Raw genomic sequence first — 21,097 nt, forward strand, 5'->3', positions numbered from 1 at the left:
GCAAACAGATTACCTGATCTCCATTTGCTTCCTGTAAGTGAAACAGGCACTCCTGATGCTCAACATGTAGATACCGGCCGGCAATCGTTCAATATTAAATTGCAACTGATTCATACCGGGCTGAGCACTGACCTTTTCCACTAGCCGCATCATACCAAGCATATCGCTTAACAACAACGTTACCTGATCAGCTTGCGGCATTCCAAACTCAACATTCAATGTACTGTTTGCAGGATTAGGATAAATAGAAACGGTATTAAACTGGCCGGATCCAAAGGCCACATGGGTTGCAAGCGTGTTGAAGGAATCAATCGCGGAATAATTGGATGAGTCTTGAACGGATGTACAGATAGATTGAACTCTATAGGCGTATGTAGAATCGGGCTGCAGGTTGGCGAGTGAAACACTATTGCTTACTACAGGGATGGATATCCAGCTGGCTGATGATGCAAGCTTGTATTGAAATACGTACGAAGAATTGAAGTTTGGTGCATTCCACGTCAACACGGCAGAGTCGGCACTGATATAATCCAGCTGAATCATCGAATCAACCACTGGTGCGCATCGGTTCCAGTCGAATTTATGCGCCCGGTAAACAATATAATATTCACTGTTAAAATTAAATTCCCATACAATATTCCCGGCTGAATCTACTTCCGAAAATCTCGGCACCTGCGGAATATTGGATGACAGCAATCCCCAGTTAATAAAGGTGTTACCATTTGATAACCGCTGAACGCTTCCCATTGCCGGACCAAAAACATTGGCCGTACCAACCATCGGATGTTTATACTTCCAAACCATGGTCGCCACTTTATTAACCTGGTCAAGCTGATACTCCTTTGCACTCGACACATTCGGCGTAACATTATTGCCATTGTTGAACAGTGTATAATTTCCGTTGGGTAAACGCCTGAAATCATGCTGACCGCTGAAATGACTTGGATCAGGGTCGTTAACAAAAGTAAACTGATTGTTATCACCACCCATTCTCCACATCATATCACCGGTTGAAAAATCAATCTTCGTAATCTCGCATAAATGACGCGATGATAAGAGCAGGTTGCCATCAGTATCCAGTTCCATAGAATTGGCATGAATCCAGTCAAAAACAGGATTACCCTGTGCAATATCATCGTAAGCCCAGGCGATTGCATCCGCATACACCATGTGATCCCATGTTCTCCACTCAAAGATCACATTCTGATCTGCATCCAGTTGCTGAACAACACATCCTATCACATCCACCGTATCGAGACCGCCTAAATAAGACAGATCAAGATTCGGATGCGTATCATAACACATCAACAGGCTTTTTCCGTCGGGATAAACCTGGAACTCATGTTCATCGGCCCGATAGCCATTACCCATGAAATATTGCTTCACCACATTGTAGGATGAATCCATCATATCGAAACAACTGTCAACGTAATCATAATAGGTGAGATAACCATTTTTATTAATGGTAAAGCCAATTCCGCGTTCACCATCAAAAGTGCTGTATATCGAATCGCCTGTATTGCTTATGATGGATTTGCCAAAGCAACCGTCACCACCACGGAAGTTGTAATAAAAAACATCTTGTTTCAATTCATTTCCGGTTGCAGTAATGGTATAAGCTGGCATCGAACACAAATCTCTTACACCCCCGTTTATTACACTGCCATCAATGCCTGCATCATTCCATTCCAGCTTTCTGGCATAATCCCTGGCGCTCCGGATACTTGCCCGGTCTGCAGGTGAATAAAAAGGATGAATATCAAAGTGAAAATCTGTTCCGGTTATAACCGAACCATTAAGTTTACGAAAACCATCAGCTACCTGCACTTCTACCCTCTCTCCTTCCACAAATTTTTCCAATGGATAGATCAGTATGGTTCTGCCGTCTGATGACAATATAATTCGGCAGGAATGCTCTCCGCTCAATGAACCGGTGACTGTCAGCAGTGAAGGGTGTAAGGATTCCCTTTCAATCAACTCTCCATTCTTTAAAATAATATTTGTTTCCGGGTTATGGTATGTGCTGCCCGGAACCGGTGATATATACTGAAACTGCGCGACAGCATTTGTTGCAAAGCTGATCAATATGAGTGATGAAAAAACAAACGTATCAAATTGCATGCAGGAGCTTTTAAGGTTTCATTGAAGTCACAAATTAAAGCAATTGCAGCCAATTGAAGACTAGCAGCATAGCCCACAGGCATGCTACAAGCGATTATGACTTGTCACATCGGTATCCTGATATTTTGGAGATATTGTTTGCTTAAAACATTGCTGCAGCACCGGTCAGTTAAGATGCCATGAAACCAGTTGTTTAGCTACTCAGAAAATCTTACCAAAACAAAAGCAGCATGGAAGGCAAAAAAAAACTCCCGGTTAAGGGAGTCCTATTTTTGAAGAAAGAGAAAATCTACCACTTGAGATCATCTTCATCTGCATGCTCAGTTGACGCAGCAGGAGGTGGCTGCATAGAAGCAGGAGGTTCCGGGATTATTTCTGCAGCAGGTTCATCGCTGTCCTTAGCTGTAGCGGCAGCCACCGGAGTAATATCCCTGTATTCACCCTCACCTTCATTGTCTAACCGGTTGGCATCACGGTTTTTTTCATACTCTGCCTGACGCTTGGCAAACTCGTCGAAATCATAGTGAGGCATCAACTCAGTTTTTACATGGTCGATGGTTTCAGTCAGTGATTCCAGGAACTTATTGAAATCCTCCTTGTAGAGAAATATTTTAAAACGCTCATAACTATCATCCTGGCGCTTCTTACTTTCAGTAATAGTCAGAAAATAGTCATTCGCTTTCGTTGATTTCACATCAAAGAAATAGGTCCTTCTTTTTCCGGCTCTCAGCTTTTTTGAGTAAACAGAATCCGATTTGAAATTCCCTTTTTTTTCCTCCACAGTATATACGTTTTGTTTCTAATCTTCGCAAATATATTGTTTTCCGTTTCTAAATTCAAAATCTTTTAAGGAATAACAAATCCGCAATTGCAGCTATTGCAAAAGGTGTGGCAAAAGATAAACAGCGGGAATGCGACCCGGTCACTCAACCCTGTCAGGGTCTCAGGCAGGTGCTGTCTTCGATACCCTGCTCTCTTCCAGTTGCTGTCTTTCAAACAGCTCATAGTAGATACCTTTTCGTTCCATCAACGTTGTGTGATTACCTTCTTCTGCTATCGTACCATCATCCAGCACGATAATTTTATCAAAATTAAAGAGCGAAAAAATACGGTGGGTGATAATTATGGTGGTGCGGTTTCGGAGATACTTATCCAGGTACCCCAGTATTTCTCTTTCGGTCTGTGCATCCACCGCTGAAAGGCAATCGTCGAATACAACAATACCAGTATCCTTTATCAATGCCCTGGCGATGGAGATGCGCTGTTTTTGTCCGCCGGAAAGCGTGACACCGCGTTCACCTACAATGGTCTCATACTGCTCCGGCAGCTGCAGAATATCGTTATGTACTGCCGCATTCATGGCGGCAGCCACCACCTTATCACGTTCAATCGCTTCGGATTCGAGGCCAAAGCCAATGTTGTTTATTACAGAATCGGAAAACAGGAATACATCCTGTGCAACATAACCGATCTGGCGGCGAAGTGCATACAGGTTCAGCGATCTTAATTCCTGACCATCCAATAAGACAGATCCCGAATCCGGATCATACAATCTTACAAGCAACTGACCTAATGTGGATTTACCTGAACCAGTGCGACCGATCACTGCAATCCGCTGTCCTCTCTCTGCGACAAAGGAGATTCCCTTTAATGCTTTAATGCCCGTAACAGGATAAGTAAATGACACTTGCCTGAATTCCACACTACCACCAATCGGAGCATCTGCTATTGCAGGAGATTTAATGGCGGGAACAACACTCATAAATTCATCAATCCGTTTCTGTGAAGCGGCAGCGCGTTGCACAAGCGCCATTACCCAGCCTACTGAAGCAATCGGCCAGGTCAGCATATTGATGTATATAACAAACTCGGCAATGTTACCGGACGTTATCTTACCCTGAATAACCTGTGTTCCACCAATAAATATCGTCAGTACCGTGCTGAGGCCCACCAGTAAAAATATGATGGGAAAGTAAATAGCTTCGATACGGGCAAGCGCCAGGTTATTTGTTTTATAGTGCTCGCATTCTGCATTAAAGTACCGGCTCATGAACTTCTCCTGCACATACGATTTGATTACCCGGATACCTGAAAAGGATTCTTGTGAAATGGTGGTTAAGAAAGAAAGCTGCCGCTGAATTGCTTCACTCTTGCGCTGTATCATTCCATTGACGTAAAAGATGGAATAACCCAGCAGCGGCAATGGTGCAACAGTAAATAAGGTGAGTTCAAGGTTAACCCGCACCATGGTGTAAATGACCATTACAAATAACACGAGCAGGTTAATTGTATACATGATGGCCGGACCGGTATACATTCTCACCCTGGATACATCTTCCGTAATGCGTGACATGAGGTCACCGGTATTGTTACGTTTATAAAAATCAAGGTGAAGCTGCTGGTAATGCGCATAAATTTCATTCTTCTGATCGTATTCAATCAGCCTTGACATAACGATAATAGTCTGCCGCATAAAAAACAGGAATATCCCGCGCAATATGGCAAGCACAACCACTACCATTCCAAAAAACAGAATCGACATACCGAACACCTTCATAAAATCGCGATACAAACCCGAACCGGTATAGAAATGGTGATAGGCAATCTGGCTGGTAATCATATCCACAGCATGACGCACTGCCTGCGGAGCATACACACCGAAGAGATTGGAACAGGCTATAAAAACAATACCCATTACCAGCCTTATACGGTATTTGTATAAATATTTGTTAAGTGTACGTAAGTTATTCATTGCAGTATTACTACCGGATATTGAATTTTCTCCTCACAAAAATAAAACTACCTTTGAGGCCTCAGAAGTACTTGTCAAAAGTGCAATTCAATCTTCCGTAAATGTAATGGTATTGAATTCAATAAATGGAACACTGTTTTTAATCAACTTTTCCCAGACTCAATCCAAAAAATATATTTGATGGCTGCTGCTACCAACACTTCCGCAGAAATTTCCGCACCGTTTTCTGTATTCGACAAAATGGCTTCAATGGATCATGAACAGGTAGTCTTCTGCCATGATAAAGCATCCGGACTGAGATCAATTATCGCAGTTCATAATACTGTGTTGGGGCCTGCATTGGGTGGCACACGGTTCTGGAACTATGCAAATGATATTGATGCTATAACCGACGCCTTGCGCCTGTCGCGCGGCATGACCTATAAAGCTGCTATTACCGGTCTCCATCTTGGCGGTGGTAAAGCCGTGATTATTGGTGATAGCAGGAAAGAGAAATCCGAAGCACTCTTCCGGCGCTATGGCAAGTTTGTCGAGGGGCTTGGTGGAAAATACATCACCGCAGAGGATGTGGGCACCTCTAAAGAAGATATGGAATGGATATCGCGTGAAACGAAGTATGTAACCGGATTGCCCGAATATCTTGGAGGAAGCGGCGACCCGTCGCCATTCACGGCTTTAGGTGTGTATATGGGCATGAAAGCTGCTGCGAAAAAGGTTTATGGCAATGACTTACTCCACGGAAAGAAAGTGATTGTGCAGGGAATTGGCCATGTCGGCGAACATCTTGTCAATCACCTGGAGCAGGAAGGTGCGGTAATATCCGTAACTGATATCTATGCCGACAGGTTAGCCGCCATCAGTAAAAAGCATAAGGTTACAGTGGTGAAACCTGAAGAGGTATATGAACTGGATGCAGACATTTATGCACCTTGTGCACTTGGTGCCACAGTGAATGATGATACCATACATAAACTGAAATGTTCCATCATTGCCGGCGGTGCCAACAATCAGCTGGCGGTGGAGGAAAAGCATGGCCAGGTACTGATTGACAGGGGTATATTATATGCACCTGATTTTGTAATTAATGCCGGCGGCCTGATAAATGTAGGAATGGAGCTTGAAACGTATAACCGCGAACGGGTAAAAACAGAAACTGAAAAAATTTATCAGCGCACGCTGGACATTTTTAATTACGCCCAAAACAAAAAGATTCCCACCTATAAAGCCGCAAATGAAATTGCGGAAGAACGTATCAACAGTATAGCACACCTGAATGCAAGAAGATAAAATTATTCCACCCGGTTTTTCTCCTGTTGTGCCTGGCTGTTAATAAAAACGGTGTCATGAGAAAAACAACTGTTGATCATGCGCTGCTTGTCATGCCGGTAGCCATACTCAGTCAATAACATTTTGTAATTATCAGATATTACTATGCTTTCAAGAAGAAATGTGCGTATTAAAGTGATGCAGGTTATTTATGCGCATGCGCACGATAGCGGGAAAACAGCAGAACGTCTGGAAAAGACGATGCTTGAAAATATCAATAGTTTTTACCGCGCTTTTCTATACAACCTCTACCTGCTTTCCAAAACCACTGAGTATGTTTTGAAAGATGCGGAAATCCGGGCAGGTAAACATATTCCTTCCGATGAAGATCATTTCCTGTCTGTTCAGTTGTTTCACAATTTCATCATTCAGCATCTTGTAGTAACAGAAGATTTATACAAAGAAATTCGGCGTGAAAAGCTGGATAACCGCATAGATGAAGATTATTTCAGGCAATTTTTTCATCTGCTTAAGAAGACTCCGGAATATCACACCTATTCCCACCTGGAAAATCCTCTATTGCCTGATGACAGGAATATCATCTCATTTCTCTATAAGAAAATACTGTATCCCGCTGAAATATTTCAACAACACGTGGAAGATGTCTTTCCGGGCTGGCTCGATGATAAAGATGCTATCTATCACTCTGTAATGAATACGATTGAAGCATTGTCACCCGGACAAAAATCATTTATTATCAGTCATTCGAAAGAAACAAAAGAGGAAAAGCAATTCGCGCTGGACTTGCTTCGCTATACGTTGCATCACGAAACAGAACTTGATGAACTAATTGCACCTTTCCTGGAGAACTGGGATAAAGAAAGGCTTGCCATGATGGACTTCATCCTGATGAAGATGACAGTTAGCGAAATGTTGTACTGCCCGGAAATTCCAGTAAAAGTGTCTATCAATGAATACATCGAGTTGGCCAAGTTATACAGCACGCCTAAAAGCGGCGAATTTATCAATGGTATTCTTGATGCAATCATGAAACAATTGAAAAATGATGGCAAGATCGTCAAAAGCGGCCGTGGGGTAAAAGACGATTGACCAGAGAGTTTGCGGCCGATGCAGCAATGTCAGACGCGATTCAGCAAGATTCCGTCAGCCCCGAACTTGAAAAGATCTGCATACTTATAGCTGATTCGCACCCAGTAAATTTCAGGGACACAAAAAAACCGCTTCTTGTGAGAAGCGGCTCTTTTCATATAAATAATGTGCTGAATGTATTCGGGAGGATCAGAATGGTGCTGTACCTTCTACCGTCAATCCCATAGAACGAGCCGTGCCGGCTACCATCCTCATGGCAGAATGAAGGGTGAAGCAATTCAGGTCACTCATTTTTTCTTCAGCAATTTTCTGAATCTGTTCCCAGTTGACACTGCCGATTTTATTCCGGTTAGGAACCGCGCTTCCTTTATCCTTCTTTGATGCCTCGAGAAGGGAAATAGCAACAGGAGGTTGTTTGATAATGAATTCAAAGGACTTATCCTTAAATACCGTAATTACGACAGGCAGTGTTTTGCCGGGTTTATCCTGGGTCTGTGCATTAAACCGCTTACAGAACTCCATGATGTTAACCCCTTTGGCGCCCAGTGCCGGTCCGATCGGCGGAGCAGGATTTGCCGCACCGCCCTTTACCTGAAGTTTTATAAATGTTTCAATTTCTTTTGCCATGGCTTGCTTTTTTTATTGCTGTCTTCACATTTTTAGAAGCACAGCAGATGCTGAAAATTCAACTAACTATTCAAAATCAAAGATGCCATTGAAACTGCCAAGTAAACGGAGTGAAGCGGCTCCGATTAACGATTCAATTTTCTACTTTGAAAAATAATTGCTCATTTTGCCAGGTTACAGTCAGCACTTAATCTTAGCTGTTACTGCTTTTCCACCTGTGCATAATTCAATTCAACCGGCGTCTTTCTGCCGAATATTTTAACGGTAACCTTAAGCTTTTTCTTCTCCTCATTCACCTCTTCAATCAAACCGATAAAGTCATTAAAGGGACCATCAGTGATTTTAACATTTTCCCCTACGAGGAATGGTTCGATGATTGTTTCTCCAACCTCCGCCATCTCATCCACTTTACCCAGGATACGGTTCACTTCAGTTTTCCTGAGAGGCTGAGGCTTGGCGCCGCCTAAAAAGTTGATTACGCCGGAGACATTTTTAATCGCTGAGAACATGTCACCATTCATCTTTATCTCATTCGCTTCCAGCAATACATATCCCGGATAAAAGGTACGTTCCTTGATAATTTTCTTGCCGTCTTTCACCTTGTAAACCTTCTCCATCGGCACGAGTACCTGTGAGATGATTTCATTCCAGCCGCTCCGGCTTACTTCGTTTTCAATGTACTCTTTGATCTTTCTTTCCTTGCCACTTATCACCCGCATCACATACCATTTTTTCTCTTCAGACATAACTCCTTAATTTTCGATTAGAATAAATGGTAGAATGTTGACATTGCCAGATCAGCAGCCTTATCCATCACAAAAACAATAAACGCTACAATCACTGCAGCTACCGTTACGACAATGGTGCTGGCCTGCAGTTCTTCCCAGGTAGGCCACGACACTTTATGCATAAGCTCATTGTACGTCTCCGTGAAAAAATTTGAAATCTGATTCATATCTATCTAGTAAAAGTTAACGATTCTGTTTGCACGGGTGGAAGGACTCGAACCCTCAGCCAATGGTTTTGGAGACCACTACTCTACCAATTGAGCTACACCCGTTTATTTCCTGTTCCTTCAACCACCCTGACCAAAGAAAATCCGGTTTTAGCCGGAAGTCTGATTCATCGCCTTATGTTTTGTCCTTTTGCATGCAATCAGTTTTACATTAAAAATCGGACGAAACATTCTTTGCATTCAATGCTGGAACGTAAAAGCGCAAAATCCCAATAATAAACTGGCAGTTTGCAACCTGATGTTACAACAGGTTACAAACTGCCAGCGAATTGATTCTTATTTAATAATTTCAGTCACCTGGCCGGCACCTACGGTACGTCCTCCTTCACGAATGGCGAAACGCAGACCCTTTTCCATGGCAACCGGTGTAATCAGCTTCACCGAAATGGAGATATTATCACCTGGCATCACCATCTCCACACCACTTGGCAACTGGACTTCGCCTGTTACATCGGTTGTACGGAGATAGAACTGCGGACGGTAATTATTGAAAAATGGTGTATGACGTCCGCCTTCTTCCTTCGACAGCACATAAACTTCACATTTAAATTCTGTGTGCGGTGTAATAGACCCCGGGGCACAAACTACCATTCCTCTGCGGATATCATCCTTTTCAATACCACGCAGCAACAAACCTACGTTATCGCCGGCTTCTCCATCATCCAGGATCTTCCTGAACATTTCAACTCCGGTAACGGTAGATTTCAGCGACTGATCCTGAAGACCAATAATTTCAACGGGATCACCGGTATGAATCGTGCCGCGCTCAATACGGCCTGTGGCAACAGTACCCCGACCTGTTATGGAGAATACGTCCTCCACAGGCATCAGGAATGCCTTATCCTTTGCACGAACGGGAACAGGTATCTCCCTGTCAACGGCTTCCATCAGTTCTTCGATGGATTTAAGTCCTGCCGGATCATTGTTCAAGGCTCCCAAAGCAGAACCACGGATCACCGCTGCTTTGTCACCATCGAATTTATAGAAAGTAAGCAACTCGCGGATTTCCATCTCAACCAGTTCAAGCAATTCAGGATCATCAACAAGGTCCACCTTATTCATGAACACTACCACCTGGGGAACACCAACCTGGCGGGCCAGCAGAATGTGCTCACGGGTCTGCGGCATAGGTCCGTCCGTAGCAGCTACCACAAGGATGGCACCATCCATCTGCGCGGCACCGGTTACCATGTTCTTGATGTAATCAGCGTGACCGGGGCAATCTACGTGTGCATAGTGACGGTTCTTTGTCTGATACTCCACGTGTGCTGTATTGATAGTGATACCACGTTCCTTTTCTTCAGGAGCATTGTCGATGGAGTCATATGACTTCACTTCAGCCAAACCCTGTTTAGAAAGCACGTAGGTAATCGCAGAGGTGAGCGTGGTCTTTCCGTGATCCACGTGACCGATTGTGCCAATATTTACGTGCGGTTTGGTACGTTCGAATTTTTCTTTAGCCATAACTTAATGTTTGATGAAGGTTTAAAAATGTTTAAAGTAATGTTTAATGAAAAATGCATGCAATGAATTTAATCACCAACATCCACTTTTGCGTCAATGATCCTGTTACGATCAGGATATCTTTCCCGGTTGAAGGGGCGCTCTGCCATTGAGCTACATGACCTCCCGTTTAACCGGGAATGGTTATTCTTTTTCTGCGCTGACAGTTCAGCTGCGGATTTCCGGGAAGTATATCAAAAGCATTCCTATCGTCTTTCATCAAGTTGATAATCTGCTATGCCTTTTCCAAAAACTCCGTATTAAAAAACAGAGCCGATGACCAGAATCGAACCGGTGACCTCATCCCTACCAAGGATGTGCTCTACCAACTGAGCTACATCGGCAAATGCCTGCCGGTTTTACTATTCAGCAACCGGCCATCAGGTTAATACTGAAATTGAGAAAACCTTGCAGAGCGGGAGACGAGACTCGAACCCGCGACCCTCAGCTTGGAAGGCTGATGCTCTACCAACTGAGCTACTCCCGCTTAATTAATTTCAAAAAATTCAACAGGCAGAAATCCCACGCCTACCCTGGTTAAATCTTTGTAAATAATCCAGTAAAAAAAGAACAAATTTCAAACAATAACTTTTATGTCAACCGCACCAATCCTGCTTTAAGTGGGGAGAGGAGGATTCGAACCTCCGAAGTCATAAGACAACAGATTTACAGTCTGCCCCGTTTGGCCACTCTGGAATCTCCCCCTTTTGATTGCAACAGTTGTAAGCAACAGTTAAAATCCTGCATGCTGATCAACCATCACCATTTTAAGAGCCGATGGAGGGATTCGAACCCCCGACCCACTGATTACAAATCAGTAGCTCTGGCCAACTGAGCTACATCGGCATTCATTAACTCCGGTCACTTTGAAATGAATACCCAACTTTATTTAATCAATTGAGCCCGGGATACAAGCCAATCCTAATCAACAGGTATTTTTCTCCGAATCAATTCAACATCAAAACACCTATCTCCACTTCAACCATGCGCTGCAGTATCACTATTTCCTTCAGATCTTTTCCGGATAAGCCTCAGGACATATCAAACCCGGTAAAATTAATACCGATGCCCCCAAAAAAGGTGGGCAAATATACGGGAATAAATAAGAAATCAGAAAGTGTTTCAGAAAATTAATTCCGGATCTTATCCTTGTGCTTTTTCACTTGCCGTATAATAGAATCGGCAGCCAATTCAACAGATTCTTCAAACAGCTTACTGCGTTCTTCTGCAAACACAGTTTTACCAGGGATCTTAATCCTGATCTCGGCAATCTTATCCTTAACGGTGCCTTTATTGTGATCCAGTTTCAACGTCACCTGTGCATCAATGATATGCGTAACAATTGCATCCAGTTTCTGTAGTTTCTTCTGTATGAAGCTTTCCAGTTTTTCGTCTGTATCGAAATGGATTGAATGAATCTTTATGTTCATGGTTGATAAGGATTTTATTATTTGAAGAAAAAACTGAATTAGCATCAGGCCTTCGGATGGGCCTTCCTGTAAATGTCTTTTAGTTTATCAATGGTATTATGTGTATACACCTGAGTTGCCGCCAGGCTGGCATGCCCGAGCAGTTCCTTAATAGCATTTATCTCTGCTCCGTTGTTTAACAAATGCGTCGCAAATGTATGCCGAAGCACATGAGGGCTTTTCTTTTCAATTGTGGTAACCTGCCGAAGGATACTATTTACAATAGCATACACCTTTCTGGGATTCATCGTTTCCCCCTTATCCGTAACAATAAGCGCCTGAAAATCACTTTTGTTAAACGCATTATTCCTCATCGTTATGTATGCATCAATCAGCTCTTGCAGGTGCGGATTGAATGGGATGATACGCTCTTTGTTCCCTTTCCCCAGCACCCTGATGGTCTGCCGATTGAAATCAACTGACTTATCGGTAAGTTGCAATAACTCAGCCCGACGCATACCGGTACCATAAAAAAGTTCCATGATCAGCCGGTTGCGCGTACCGGAAAACCCTTCCCCAAAATCAAAATGACGCCATAAGAATTCGATTTGACTGGCATTGATGAAAACGGGCAGACGACCTGGTATCTTTGGGGCAATAACTTTTGCCATGGGATTATGACTGATCGCACCCATTTTCATATTAAACCTGAAAAATGTTTTTAATGCCGATAATTTCCTGTTGATAGATCGGGTACCGGTGCCGGCTTCCATCAGCGAAACAAGCCAGGAACGAACAAAGGCATGGCGGGAATCCAATAGATTTTCGAGATCGTATGTCGTTTTCAAAAATTCGGAGAACTGCAGGAGGTCATGCTCATAAGCTGCAATAGTGAGCTTTGAATAACGCTTTTCGTATTGAAGATATTGGAGAAAACTGCTAAGATCCATCCCGTTCACTAATGCTTACTATACAAATATAGGCATAAGTATGGGGGAATAACAAGATTTATTGCGCTTCCATCTGGCGGGTTACTTCATCACGGTACACCGCTTTAAGAATTTCTCCGCGCCGCTTGACGGATGGTTTGGTAAAGGACTGGCGCGACTTCAGCTGCTTCAAAATGCCGGCTTTTTCAAACTTTTTCTTATACTTTTTTAACGCCTTGTCGAGGGATTCGCTGTCCCGGGTATCAATGATGAGCATGCTGATTCTTTTATTTTAGGACTGCAAAGATAATCATTGAAAATTATTGAGCAAATCGAATATTGAATCTAACCTTAACCCCTGCGTCCTGATTTTTTGAATAGAAAAGGCCAGCTATCCGGGATTACCGGATCAGATGGCTACTTGTCACGTGCTTGTATATGCCGTTATTTAGGGCCACCCAATAACAGCATCAATTTACAGGCAGTCAATAAAATTGATATCACGCTTTGTTCAGAATCGCCTTCACATACGCATCCCAACTCATCATGCGGGTCGATTCTTCTACATTTTCCCTTTTTATGGGTTGATCAATAAATCGGAACATCTGCTGCGCCATGGAATTGATATCCCCTGCTTCTGCCAGGTAACCATTATACCCGTCCTTAATAGTCTCCGGAAAGTGGCCTACACGGGTGGCAAGCACAGGCAGGTTAAAATTATAGGAAAGCGACTCTACTCCGGAAGGTGTAGCGGTGAGATAATACAAAACGATACAGTCGCTTACCTGGAAATATTTCGGCACTTCCTCATTAGGTATGAAACGATTTACGACAGTCACCCGGTCATGCAGTTGCAGTTCTTCTATCAGCTGGAGCGGCTGATAATCCTGCTCATTCTCACTTTGCTTAAGCACCAATGATTTCGCCCATTTGAATAAAGTGCTTTTTATTCTTGCTGAAATTTTTTTCCGGTCCAGTGTGTTCCAGAAACTCTCACCCGCAATTAACAATGAAACATCATTTCTTTCGGATGTCACTATCTTAAATGCATGAATCACATTGTGCAGTCCTTTGTACTTTCTGATGAATCCAAAAAAAAGAAAAACATATCGCCTGAGATGCAATTCCTCTTTTACCGCTTCGATGTTAAAAGCCGGATCCGGTTTAAACAGATCATAAATCGGGTGAAAAAGCTTGATAATGGTCGGCTGCCCATTATTGCTTCGGTTGCCGGTTTCATTCACCAAAAATTTTTTTTCAGGAAAAAGTGATTCCAATTCATGCACCGTTTTATAGGCATGGGCGATATAGGTATGCGCATGGGACAGGCCATATCTGCTGATATATTTATCGAGGGAAGAAGCTTCTTTCTGCATCACCAGGTGACAATCAATAATCACTTCCGCTTTCCCTGATTGCATGAGTTTGCCAGCCATCCAGCCGACAGGCAATCCTTGTAAAGCAATTGCCCATTGAAAAATTACGATGTCTGGTTGCAGCAAGAGGATCATGTTCACCGTTTTTTTCCAGGAAAACGGATTGTTGTAATTCGTGACATAGCTTACCTGAATATTACTTCCTTCCAGAAAATCCAGCTTACTGCTCCTGTCAATAAAATCTCTCGGAATAATAGCAGGATACTGCTGTGTCCAGGAAACAATATGAACCTGCGCACCATTTTTTTCAAGTGCCTTAGCCAGTGAAGTATTGTAGTTCGAGATTCCTCCTTTGAACTGTGGGCCTGGGCCAAAACAAACAACTTTCACATTTGTAATTTGAACTGCTTTTAAACTTTTTGCAGACCACAGTAACTATCCTGCTCTGTTACTGTGTGGCATTTAACTGCTTATTGCTGCAACCGCTGCATCGTAAACTCTTTTCATACCTTCAGCAACCGTGATCTTTGGTTGCCAATGAAATTTTCCGGCAACAAAATTCATGTCAGCATACCTCGAGTGCACGCCCACCGGCTTGTCTAATAATGGCTTAATTACCGGTTTATACCCTGCAAATTCACAGAATAGCGTGATGATTTCAATAAATGAAGTGAGTTTGCCTGAGCCAATATTAATAGCCGATCCATCATGAATATGATCCATCGCCATGAGAATGCAATCAATGCAGTCATCAATATGCACGAAGTCTCTCCCCTGCTTGCCGCTTCCCCAAACTTCAAATGGGTCTTCCCTTCTCGCCGCACGGGTTGCAATTGCCGGCACCGGATAGGTAAGATCCTGATCTTCGCCATAGCCTGAAAAGGGCCGAACGCAGGCGACTGAAATACCATAGTGCCTCGCTGCAATCTGCGCAAGATACTCGCCGGTCAACTTCGACCAGCCATACGTCATATCCGGTTGCCCGAGGTTCTGATCAAACTTAATGTCTGACTCTTTCAGTGCAACTGCTTCCGCATCTGTTTGCATGCTAATGGGATAAGCAGCACTTGAACTTGGATAGAGTACCCTGGATGGTTTGTAGGTGCAGATCCAATAGAAAAACTCAGCATCTATCGACAGATCAAGCGCCACCACCATCGGATCACCGTCTATCTTGAGTCGTCCGCCTACAATGGCGGCAAAATGATAAACATCGGAGAACCTTGGAAAGTTAAATCCGTAGCGCGTATTGATATAATCAGGATTGTTTTTTATTTCAAAAAGAAAATTCCTGAAATCGCCTTTTTGAAAAATCAACCGGCCATCGCAATATATTTTCAAATCATTCACTACCGTGAAGGCAGGCTGATCGAGCCAGCTTTCCGGTGGCCTGCCTGTAGACAAATCATCCACGACAAACAATGTGTCACTTGTGTTTTTCAGCAATCGCTTCACCAGATTTCTGCCAACAAAACCACAACCGCCTGACACCAGATGAATGGCCATACTCTGTTTTTTTCACAAACATACTATTCTAATTTTATTGAAATGAGATCCTGCCTGCCTGCGAAGGGATGAGTGGCCGCCTATTGAATATCCGGACAAGATACGCTGAACATATCAAGACAATCCCTGACAGCAGCCCTTTCATAAAACATTTTATTACTGAAAAGTATTAAAGATTGACACGACGGTCAATCATATAGACATTCCGGTCTGCCGCATTTCTAGAGACCAGTTCAGCCAGAAACCCGGAAAGAAACAACTGTACGCCAATCACCATGGTCACCAGGCCAAGATAAAAGATGGGCCGTTCAGTCATTTTAGTCATGTCATAGAATATTTTACCAATTGATAGGTATAGCAAAATGACAAATCCGATAAAAAAGGAAATCAATCCAAGTGTTCCGAACAAATGCATGGGGCGCTTTCCGAAACGGAAAACAAAAATGATGGAAAGCAGATCGAGGAAGCCGTTGATAAACCTTTCCCATCCGAATTTGGTAACGCCATATTTTCTCGGATAATGTACTACTTCCTTCTCCGTAATATTGATAAACCCGGCCCACTTTGCAAGCAATGGAATGTAACGGTGCATTTCACCGTACACCTCTACGTTTTTCACCACATCCTTCCTGTAAGCTTTCAGCCCGCAATTGAAATCGTGGATATTGATGCCACTCATATAACGGGTTACCCTGTTGAATAACCTGGACGGCCATCGTTTGGAAACAGGATCATGGCGTTTCCTTTTCCAGCCTGACACGAGGTCAAATCCTTCCTTTTCAATCATCCTGTATAGTTCAGGAATCTCATCGGGACTATCCTGCAGGTCGGCATCCATCGTAATCACAACATTTCCTTCCGCTGCACTGAATCCTTCGCTTAATGCAGCCGATTTACCATAGTTTCTCCTGAGTTTAATACCCTTTACAAGGTCAAACTGCTCTGCAAGTGATTGTATAATGTGCCATGATTCGTCGCGGCTTCCGTCATCCACAAAAATAATCTCATATGTAAACTGATTCGCAGCCATGACACGCTGAATCCATGCCGTTAATTCCGGTATCGATTCCTGTTCATTAAACAACGGAACAACAACTGAAATCTGCATGAAGCTCTTTATTGTGGTGGCTGCAGTTGCTGATTCTCTTTCTTAAATATGCCGGCAACTATCAGTGATAAAATAGATCCAAAAATTATGGTGAATACCAGGCTCCATATCGCAATCCATAACGGATTCATAAACTTACGCGTCCATTCCATAGCCACCTGGATTTGTGCATCCGGTAACCCCTTGTTGATCATATCCGTTTCCGCCTTTTTCAGGATTTCGCCGATCATATCAGGTGCTATCACATTCATCATGATTACTCCGAAAACGGCACCGATTGCTCCGGTAATAAGGCAAAAGAGGAATCCGGTCTTGAATCCTTCTCCAAATGAAATTAAGCCGCCCAAATCCTTGTCGCGGCGGTCTTTCACTGCGAAAACAAGGCCGGCAAGCAGTAATATGTAACTCAGCCAATTCAAAGTACTGTTAAGATACATCCCTGTAATATACATGACGATGGAGAAAATAAACATTGCCAGTGATGTGATGATGGCATACTTGAGCGCTGTGCTGAATGCAGACTTTTGATTTTCCATGTTATTGATTTTTCCTGAATTGGTTATTGTTAAAGATCGCTATTGGCCTTCCGGTAAATTTAGTCCCAATGAAAGGAGTGTTGTATGATTTGGAACAGATATCTTCCTGCCGCAAAGACCATTCAGCGGTAGCATCAAAGATAGTAAAATTGGCTTCCGATGATTCAGCAATAACCGGTACATCAATGCCGACAATTTTTCGTGGATTCACTGCTATTTTCGCAATAAGGTCTTCCAGCCTGATCACATCTCTCAAAGCTGTATTCACAAGCGCGAAGCAGGTTTGTAAATTGATCATTCCAGGTTCGGCATATTCGAACTCCAGCATTTTGCGTTCCTGGTTTTGAGGCTGATGTGCCGAGCAAATCACATCAATGGTACCGTCTTTCAGTCCTTCCTTCAAAGCCTGAATATCCTGCTGTGTACGCAGTGGCGGAAATATCTTAAGGTTGCTGTCATATTCAGCTAAAGCGCTGTCGTCCAGCATCAGGTGCACCGGATTTACGCCACATGTGACGGGGATTTTTTTAAGCTTTGCTTCACGGATACGGTCTACAGCTTCCTTCGTGGAAATGCAGCTGAAATGAATTCGAGAGCCGGTATATTCCGCCAACTCAATATCACGCACCACCATCAGATCTTCCGCGAGTGCCGGAATGCCATGCAGGCCGAACTGTACACTGCTGATGCCTTCATTCATGACGCCATGCGGTGCCAGTGAATCATCATGCGGATAATGAATGATGAGGCTATTAATCTTCTTGACATACAGTAATCCTCTCATCATCAGGCCTGCTTCGGCAATGGGATATTGAGCGTCTGAAAAAGCGATCGCACCGGCAGCTGCCATATCGTATATTTCAGCCAGTTCCTTTCCTTCACATTTTTTGGTAACCGCGCCTACAGGGAACACATCTACGATTTTGCCTTTGGATTTATTGAGGATGTATTCAATTCCCGATTTCGAATCCGCTACCGGCCTTGTATCGGGCAAAACAGCCAAGGCAGTGAATCCGCCAGCAGCCGCGGCATTGGTGCCAGACTCAATATCCTCTTTATATTCATAACCTGGATCACACAGGTGAGCGTAGAGGTCAAACCATCCGGGAGAAATACATTTTCCTTCTCCGTTAAATATTTCGGTATCAGCATCAGCTTCCAGGTGATGAGCAATTGCGGTAATGATGCCATCTGTAACAAGAATATCTTTGGTTTGAAGATGAAATGGTGAAGCAGTGTCAATAATCTGCACGGCACGGACAAGTAATTTCATCTATTTCCAGAATTTAAGCAGCACAGTTTCCAAAGTCAAGAAGAGTAAAACAAAGATAGCAGAAACTTTCCACAGCGACAATCCAAGGTGCTGTCCTGAAATCACATTTGACAGATCACGGCCGGCATTTTGAATCACCTTCATATTGATAGATTTGCTCTGCTGTAACAGGTCGTCATTGGAAATCAATTGCATATCCGATTCGCGTCTGTCGTAATTCATGGCGACATAATTCTTCACATCCTTCGCTTCATCTTCCAGCGAATAAATACCAGCCAGGTTTATTTCATTATTAATATTGACCGTTACCTGGTTGGTAATCAGGCGTTGTGCAGGAATAAATTCCTGATCCATCCCTTTCAATCGTAAAACCTGTGCACCCAATGCAACATCGGCCGGAACAGTAACCAGGTTATTGCGGCCAATAACCATAGCATTTAACGGGGCGGACTCTTTCACAATGGCCATCCTGTAAAGCATGGGAGCAAATAACGGATTGAGTGGCAGATCCGTAAAGTTTTTATCGAGGGGAACAGATGACACGAAAAAAAGTCCGCTTCCAACAGCATACTTGCTTATAAAAGAAGAACGGTCACTAAAGGACAACAATAATTCTGCAGTGGTATTTGTGCGGGTAACATTGATAAAACTACCCGATACCTGTGGCAATGCAAGGTTTTGAGGAACCTGCTGAAAGACATCTGCGAATACTTCATTGCGGGTATTGATCTCACTCACCGTCTTCTTTTGTGTACTGAAACCGGAAAATTGATCAGCACCCATCATCTGAAAAAAGGAATTGTAAGAACTGATATCAGCGCCCGCATCCGGAAAAACAAGCAGGTTCCCTCCTCCTTCCACGAATTTTTTCAACTCTGATGAAAGACCTGTTGAAATCTGTTTCAACCCATTTAAGATTACAAATTGCTGCTTCAGCAGATCAGCATAGTTGAGCTGATTGAATGCAACATTCTGCATTACAAAAAAATCATTTTTGCCGAGCAAAGCATTCAGATAAGGGCTTTCGGTGGTCTCATTCACTACCAACGTCAGCCTGTGATCAATGACGGGATAAACGAGAAAGTAGCTGTCGTCAAAAGTTATGGGATGATCTGCCAGTGATAATTCTGCTCTGCCCCATCCCTTTTCGGTGACTGTATAACTCAGCGTATCATCGGTTGACGACTGAGCAGCAATGGAGAAATTGCCAATTGCTTTTGTTTCATTGTTAATCTTCAAAGTCAGTCTTCCATTCTCGAGCGGTTGATTGCTTTCGTTTCTGATCTTAACGATCATGCGGTTTACCTGTCCGGTAATCTGCACCGGAGCTTCCATGCTGCAGGTATCAATAAATACATTTTCCGCTTCGCGCGCATGCAACGGAACCAGGCTTGTGCCATAGCTTGTATCTGCTTTAATCAGGCTGAAGTCGTTAAAGTTTTTCTGAAAATCAGAAATAACAAATATCGACCTTTGAGAAGCTCCTGAATTACTCAATGCCTGTCGTTGTCGTGCAATAATATCGCTGAGCAGGTGTGAATGTGTGGATAGCCCGACTTCCTTTATGAGGTTTATAGCTTCATCCCTGTCAACAAGTCTTTGCTGCTTCCCTTCAAAATCCTGTGTCAGCAATTGAAATAAATCATCTGCACCATAAGCTCGTACAATTTCTCCGGCTTTTGATTTGGCCAGATCAAGCAATGGCACATCACCTGCTAATTGACCCATGCTGAAGGAATTATCAATAAAAACACTGATCGCCCTTTTCCCGGCAGCAACCGGCGTTGATTTTCGCTTAATATAGGGCTGGGCAAAAGCAATCACAAGGAAGGTTATAGCCAGTATTCTGCACAAGAGGATTAATAAATGCTTAAGCCTAGAACGGGAATCTGTTTGTTCCTTGACTTCTTTCAAAAACCTGACATTTGAAAAATAGACTGTCTTGTAACGCCTGAAATTGAATAAATGAATAATAATGGGAATGGCAACTGCAGCGAGGGCAAATAAAAATGAAGGATACAGGAATGACATCGACAGCCTACCGGATTAATGATGATCAGCGTTTGCGAAAGTAAATAAGAATGCTGAGAACAGCTATCAGCACACACAAACGATTTTGTTCATCCAACGTTTCCATGCACATGATATTTGAATCGCCATACCGTTATACATCAAAGAAGGAGAATTTATTCTTAGGTATTATTTCCGAATAATTTAGCTTTGCGGACTGTTCCTTGTATTTGGTTTAAAAATTAATCGGGGTGTGGCGCAGTTGGCTAGCGCACCAGCATGGGGTGCTGGGGGCCGGTGGTTCGAGTCCACTCACCCCGACTTAATTTACGCTCACATTTTTTATTGCTTATTACGACAACATGCATCCCTGCATTGTCGTGATTACTGGCAGCAACGGTTTCATCGCATGCGTTTGATTACTTCGTCAGTCACTTCATTTTTACAATGCAGTCGCACTTCCCGTAAGGCATATCGCATCCGACAATAAAGATGTAAACTGCTCTGAATGATTTATAAGTAAGTTCGGTCGTTACGCCGATGAATTGCGATTAAC

General features: G+C 43.2%; 18 protein-coding genes and 6 tRNA genes. 3 read left to right on the forward strand and 21 right to left on the reverse strand.

Going from position 1 to position 21,097, the window contains the following annotated elements:
* Positions 1-9 precede the first annotated feature (9 nt).
* The 3 genes from K1X61_06620 to K1X61_06630 all read right to left on the reverse strand — a co-directional run bounded on the left by K1X61_06620 (position 10) and on the right by K1X61_06630 (position 4,873).
* On the reverse strand, positions 10-2,121 hold the full coding sequence (locus tag K1X61_06620; protein ID MBX7108306.1) for an aryl-sulfate sulfotransferase: 2,112 nt from the start codon (positions 2,119-2,121) through the stop codon (positions 10-12).
* A 289-nt stretch (positions 2,122-2,410) separates the two neighbouring features.
* Positions 2,411-2,902: a PUR family DNA/RNA-binding protein gene (locus K1X61_06625; protein ID MBX7108307.1), complete on the reverse strand. Its 492-nt coding sequence runs from the start codon at positions 2,900-2,902 to the stop codon at positions 2,411-2,413.
* A gap of 162 nt (positions 2,903-3,064) precedes the next feature.
* Positions 3,065-4,873, reverse strand: coding sequence for an ABC transporter ATP-binding protein/permease (locus K1X61_06630; GenBank protein MBX7108308.1), 1,809 nt, complete (start codon positions 4,871-4,873; stop codon positions 3,065-3,067).
* 180 nt (positions 4,874-5,053) lie between these two features.
* On the opposite strand from K1X61_06630, the gene K1X61_06635 reads away from it, so the two are divergent.
* Positions 5,054-6,160 carry a leucine dehydrogenase gene (locus tag K1X61_06635; protein ID MBX7108309.1) on the forward strand — a complete coding sequence of 369 codons (1,107 nt, stop codon included), beginning with the start codon at positions 5,054-5,056 and terminating at the stop codon, positions 6,158-6,160.
* A gap of 144 nt (positions 6,161-6,304) precedes the next feature.
* Positions 6,305-7,249: a transcription antitermination factor NusB gene (nusB, locus tag K1X61_06640; GenBank protein ID MBX7108310.1), complete on the forward strand. Its 945-nt coding sequence runs from the start codon at positions 6,305-6,307 to the stop codon at positions 7,247-7,249.
* Between the two features lie 189 nt (positions 7,250-7,438).
* Here nusB and rplK read toward each other — a convergent pair whose 3' ends face one another.
* The 18 genes from rplK to K1X61_06730 form a co-directional block, all read right to left on the reverse strand.
* The gene (gene rplK / locus K1X61_06645; protein ID MBX7108311.1) at positions 7,439-7,876 is read right to left on the reverse strand and encodes a 50S ribosomal protein L11; all 438 of its coding nucleotides are present in this window, start codon (positions 7,874-7,876) and stop codon (positions 7,439-7,441) included.
* 200 nt (positions 7,877-8,076) lie between these two features.
* Positions 8,077-8,622 (reverse strand): transcription termination/antitermination protein NusG, encoded by a 546-nt coding sequence (gene nusG / locus K1X61_06650; protein MBX7108312.1) that lies wholly within the window; start codon positions 8,620-8,622, stop codon positions 8,077-8,079.
* A 17-nt stretch (positions 8,623-8,639) separates the two neighbouring features.
* Positions 8,640-8,831 (reverse strand): preprotein translocase subunit SecE, encoded by a 192-nt coding sequence (gene secE, locus K1X61_06655; protein MBX7108313.1) that lies wholly within the window; start codon positions 8,829-8,831, stop codon positions 8,640-8,642.
* Between the two features lie 32 nt (positions 8,832-8,863).
* A tRNA-Trp gene (locus tag K1X61_06660) sits at positions 8,864-8,936 on the reverse strand.
* Positions 8,937-9,167: 231 nt separating this feature from the next.
* On the reverse strand, positions 9,168-10,355 hold the full coding sequence (tuf, locus tag K1X61_06665; protein ID MBX7108314.1) for an elongation factor Tu: 1,188 nt from the start codon (positions 10,353-10,355) through the stop codon (positions 9,168-9,170).
* Between the two features lie 310 nt (positions 10,356-10,665).
* Positions 10,666-10,738 (reverse strand) — tRNA-Thr (locus tag K1X61_06670).
* A 70-nt stretch (positions 10,739-10,808) separates the two neighbouring features.
* Positions 10,809-10,881, reverse strand: a tRNA-Gly gene (locus tag K1X61_06675).
* Between the two features lie 134 nt (positions 10,882-11,015).
* A tRNA-Tyr gene (locus K1X61_06680) sits at positions 11,016-11,098 on the reverse strand.
* Between the two features lie 68 nt (positions 11,099-11,166).
* Positions 11,167-11,240: transfer RNA gene (locus tag K1X61_06685), tRNA-Thr, on the reverse strand.
* 284 nt (positions 11,241-11,524) lie between these two features.
* Positions 11,525-11,824, reverse strand: coding sequence for a ribosome-associated translation inhibitor RaiA (raiA, locus tag K1X61_06690; GenBank protein MBX7108315.1), 300 nt, complete (start codon positions 11,822-11,824; stop codon positions 11,525-11,527).
* A 44-nt stretch (positions 11,825-11,868) separates the two neighbouring features.
* Positions 11,869-12,753 (reverse strand): tyrosine-type recombinase/integrase, encoded by an 885-nt coding sequence (locus K1X61_06695; GenBank protein MBX7108316.1) that lies wholly within the window; start codon positions 12,751-12,753, stop codon positions 11,869-11,871.
* A gap of 58 nt (positions 12,754-12,811) precedes the next feature.
* Positions 12,812-13,009, reverse strand: a complete 198-nt coding sequence (gene rpsU / locus K1X61_06700) for a 30S ribosomal protein S21 (protein MBX7108317.1) — start codon at positions 13,007-13,009, stop codon at positions 12,812-12,814.
* Between the two features lie 223 nt (positions 13,010-13,232).
* The gene (locus K1X61_06705; protein ID MBX7108318.1) at positions 13,233-14,498 is read right to left on the reverse strand and encodes a glycosyltransferase; all 1,266 of its coding nucleotides are present in this window, start codon (positions 14,496-14,498) and stop codon (positions 13,233-13,235) included.
* A gap of 72 nt (positions 14,499-14,570) precedes the next feature.
* Positions 14,571-15,614 carry an NAD-dependent epimerase/dehydratase family protein gene (locus K1X61_06710; GenBank protein ID MBX7108319.1) on the reverse strand — a complete coding sequence of 348 codons (1,044 nt, stop codon included), beginning with the start codon at positions 15,612-15,614 and terminating at the stop codon, positions 14,571-14,573.
* A gap of 169 nt (positions 15,615-15,783) precedes the next feature.
* Positions 15,784-16,722 carry a glycosyltransferase family 2 protein gene (locus K1X61_06715; protein ID MBX7108320.1) on the reverse strand — a complete coding sequence of 313 codons (939 nt, stop codon included), beginning with the start codon at positions 16,720-16,722 and terminating at the stop codon, positions 15,784-15,786.
* Positions 16,723-16,730: 8 nt separating this feature from the next.
* Entirely contained in the window at positions 16,731-17,258 is a 528-nt protein-coding gene (locus tag K1X61_06720) for a DUF4199 domain-containing protein (protein MBX7108321.1), read from the reverse strand.
* Between the two features lies 1 nt (position 17,259).
* On the reverse strand, positions 17,260-18,531 hold the full coding sequence (locus K1X61_06725; protein ID MBX7108322.1) for a dihydroorotase: 1,272 nt from the start codon (positions 18,529-18,531) through the stop codon (positions 17,260-17,262).
* A complete protein-coding gene (locus tag K1X61_06730; GenBank protein ID MBX7108323.1) occupies positions 18,532-20,562 on the reverse strand; it encodes a BatA domain-containing protein in 2,031 nt (676 codons plus the stop codon).
* A gap of 226 nt (positions 20,563-20,788) precedes the next feature.
* Here K1X61_06730 and K1X61_06735 point away from each other — a divergent pair.
* Positions 20,789-20,862, forward strand: a tRNA-Pro gene (locus K1X61_06735).
* Positions 20,863-21,097 lie beyond the last annotated feature (235 nt).

The sequence above is a fragment of the Chitinophagales bacterium genome, assembly GCA_019694975.1.
GTDB lineage: Bacteria > Bacteroidota > Bacteroidia > Chitinophagales > UBA10324 > JACCZZ01.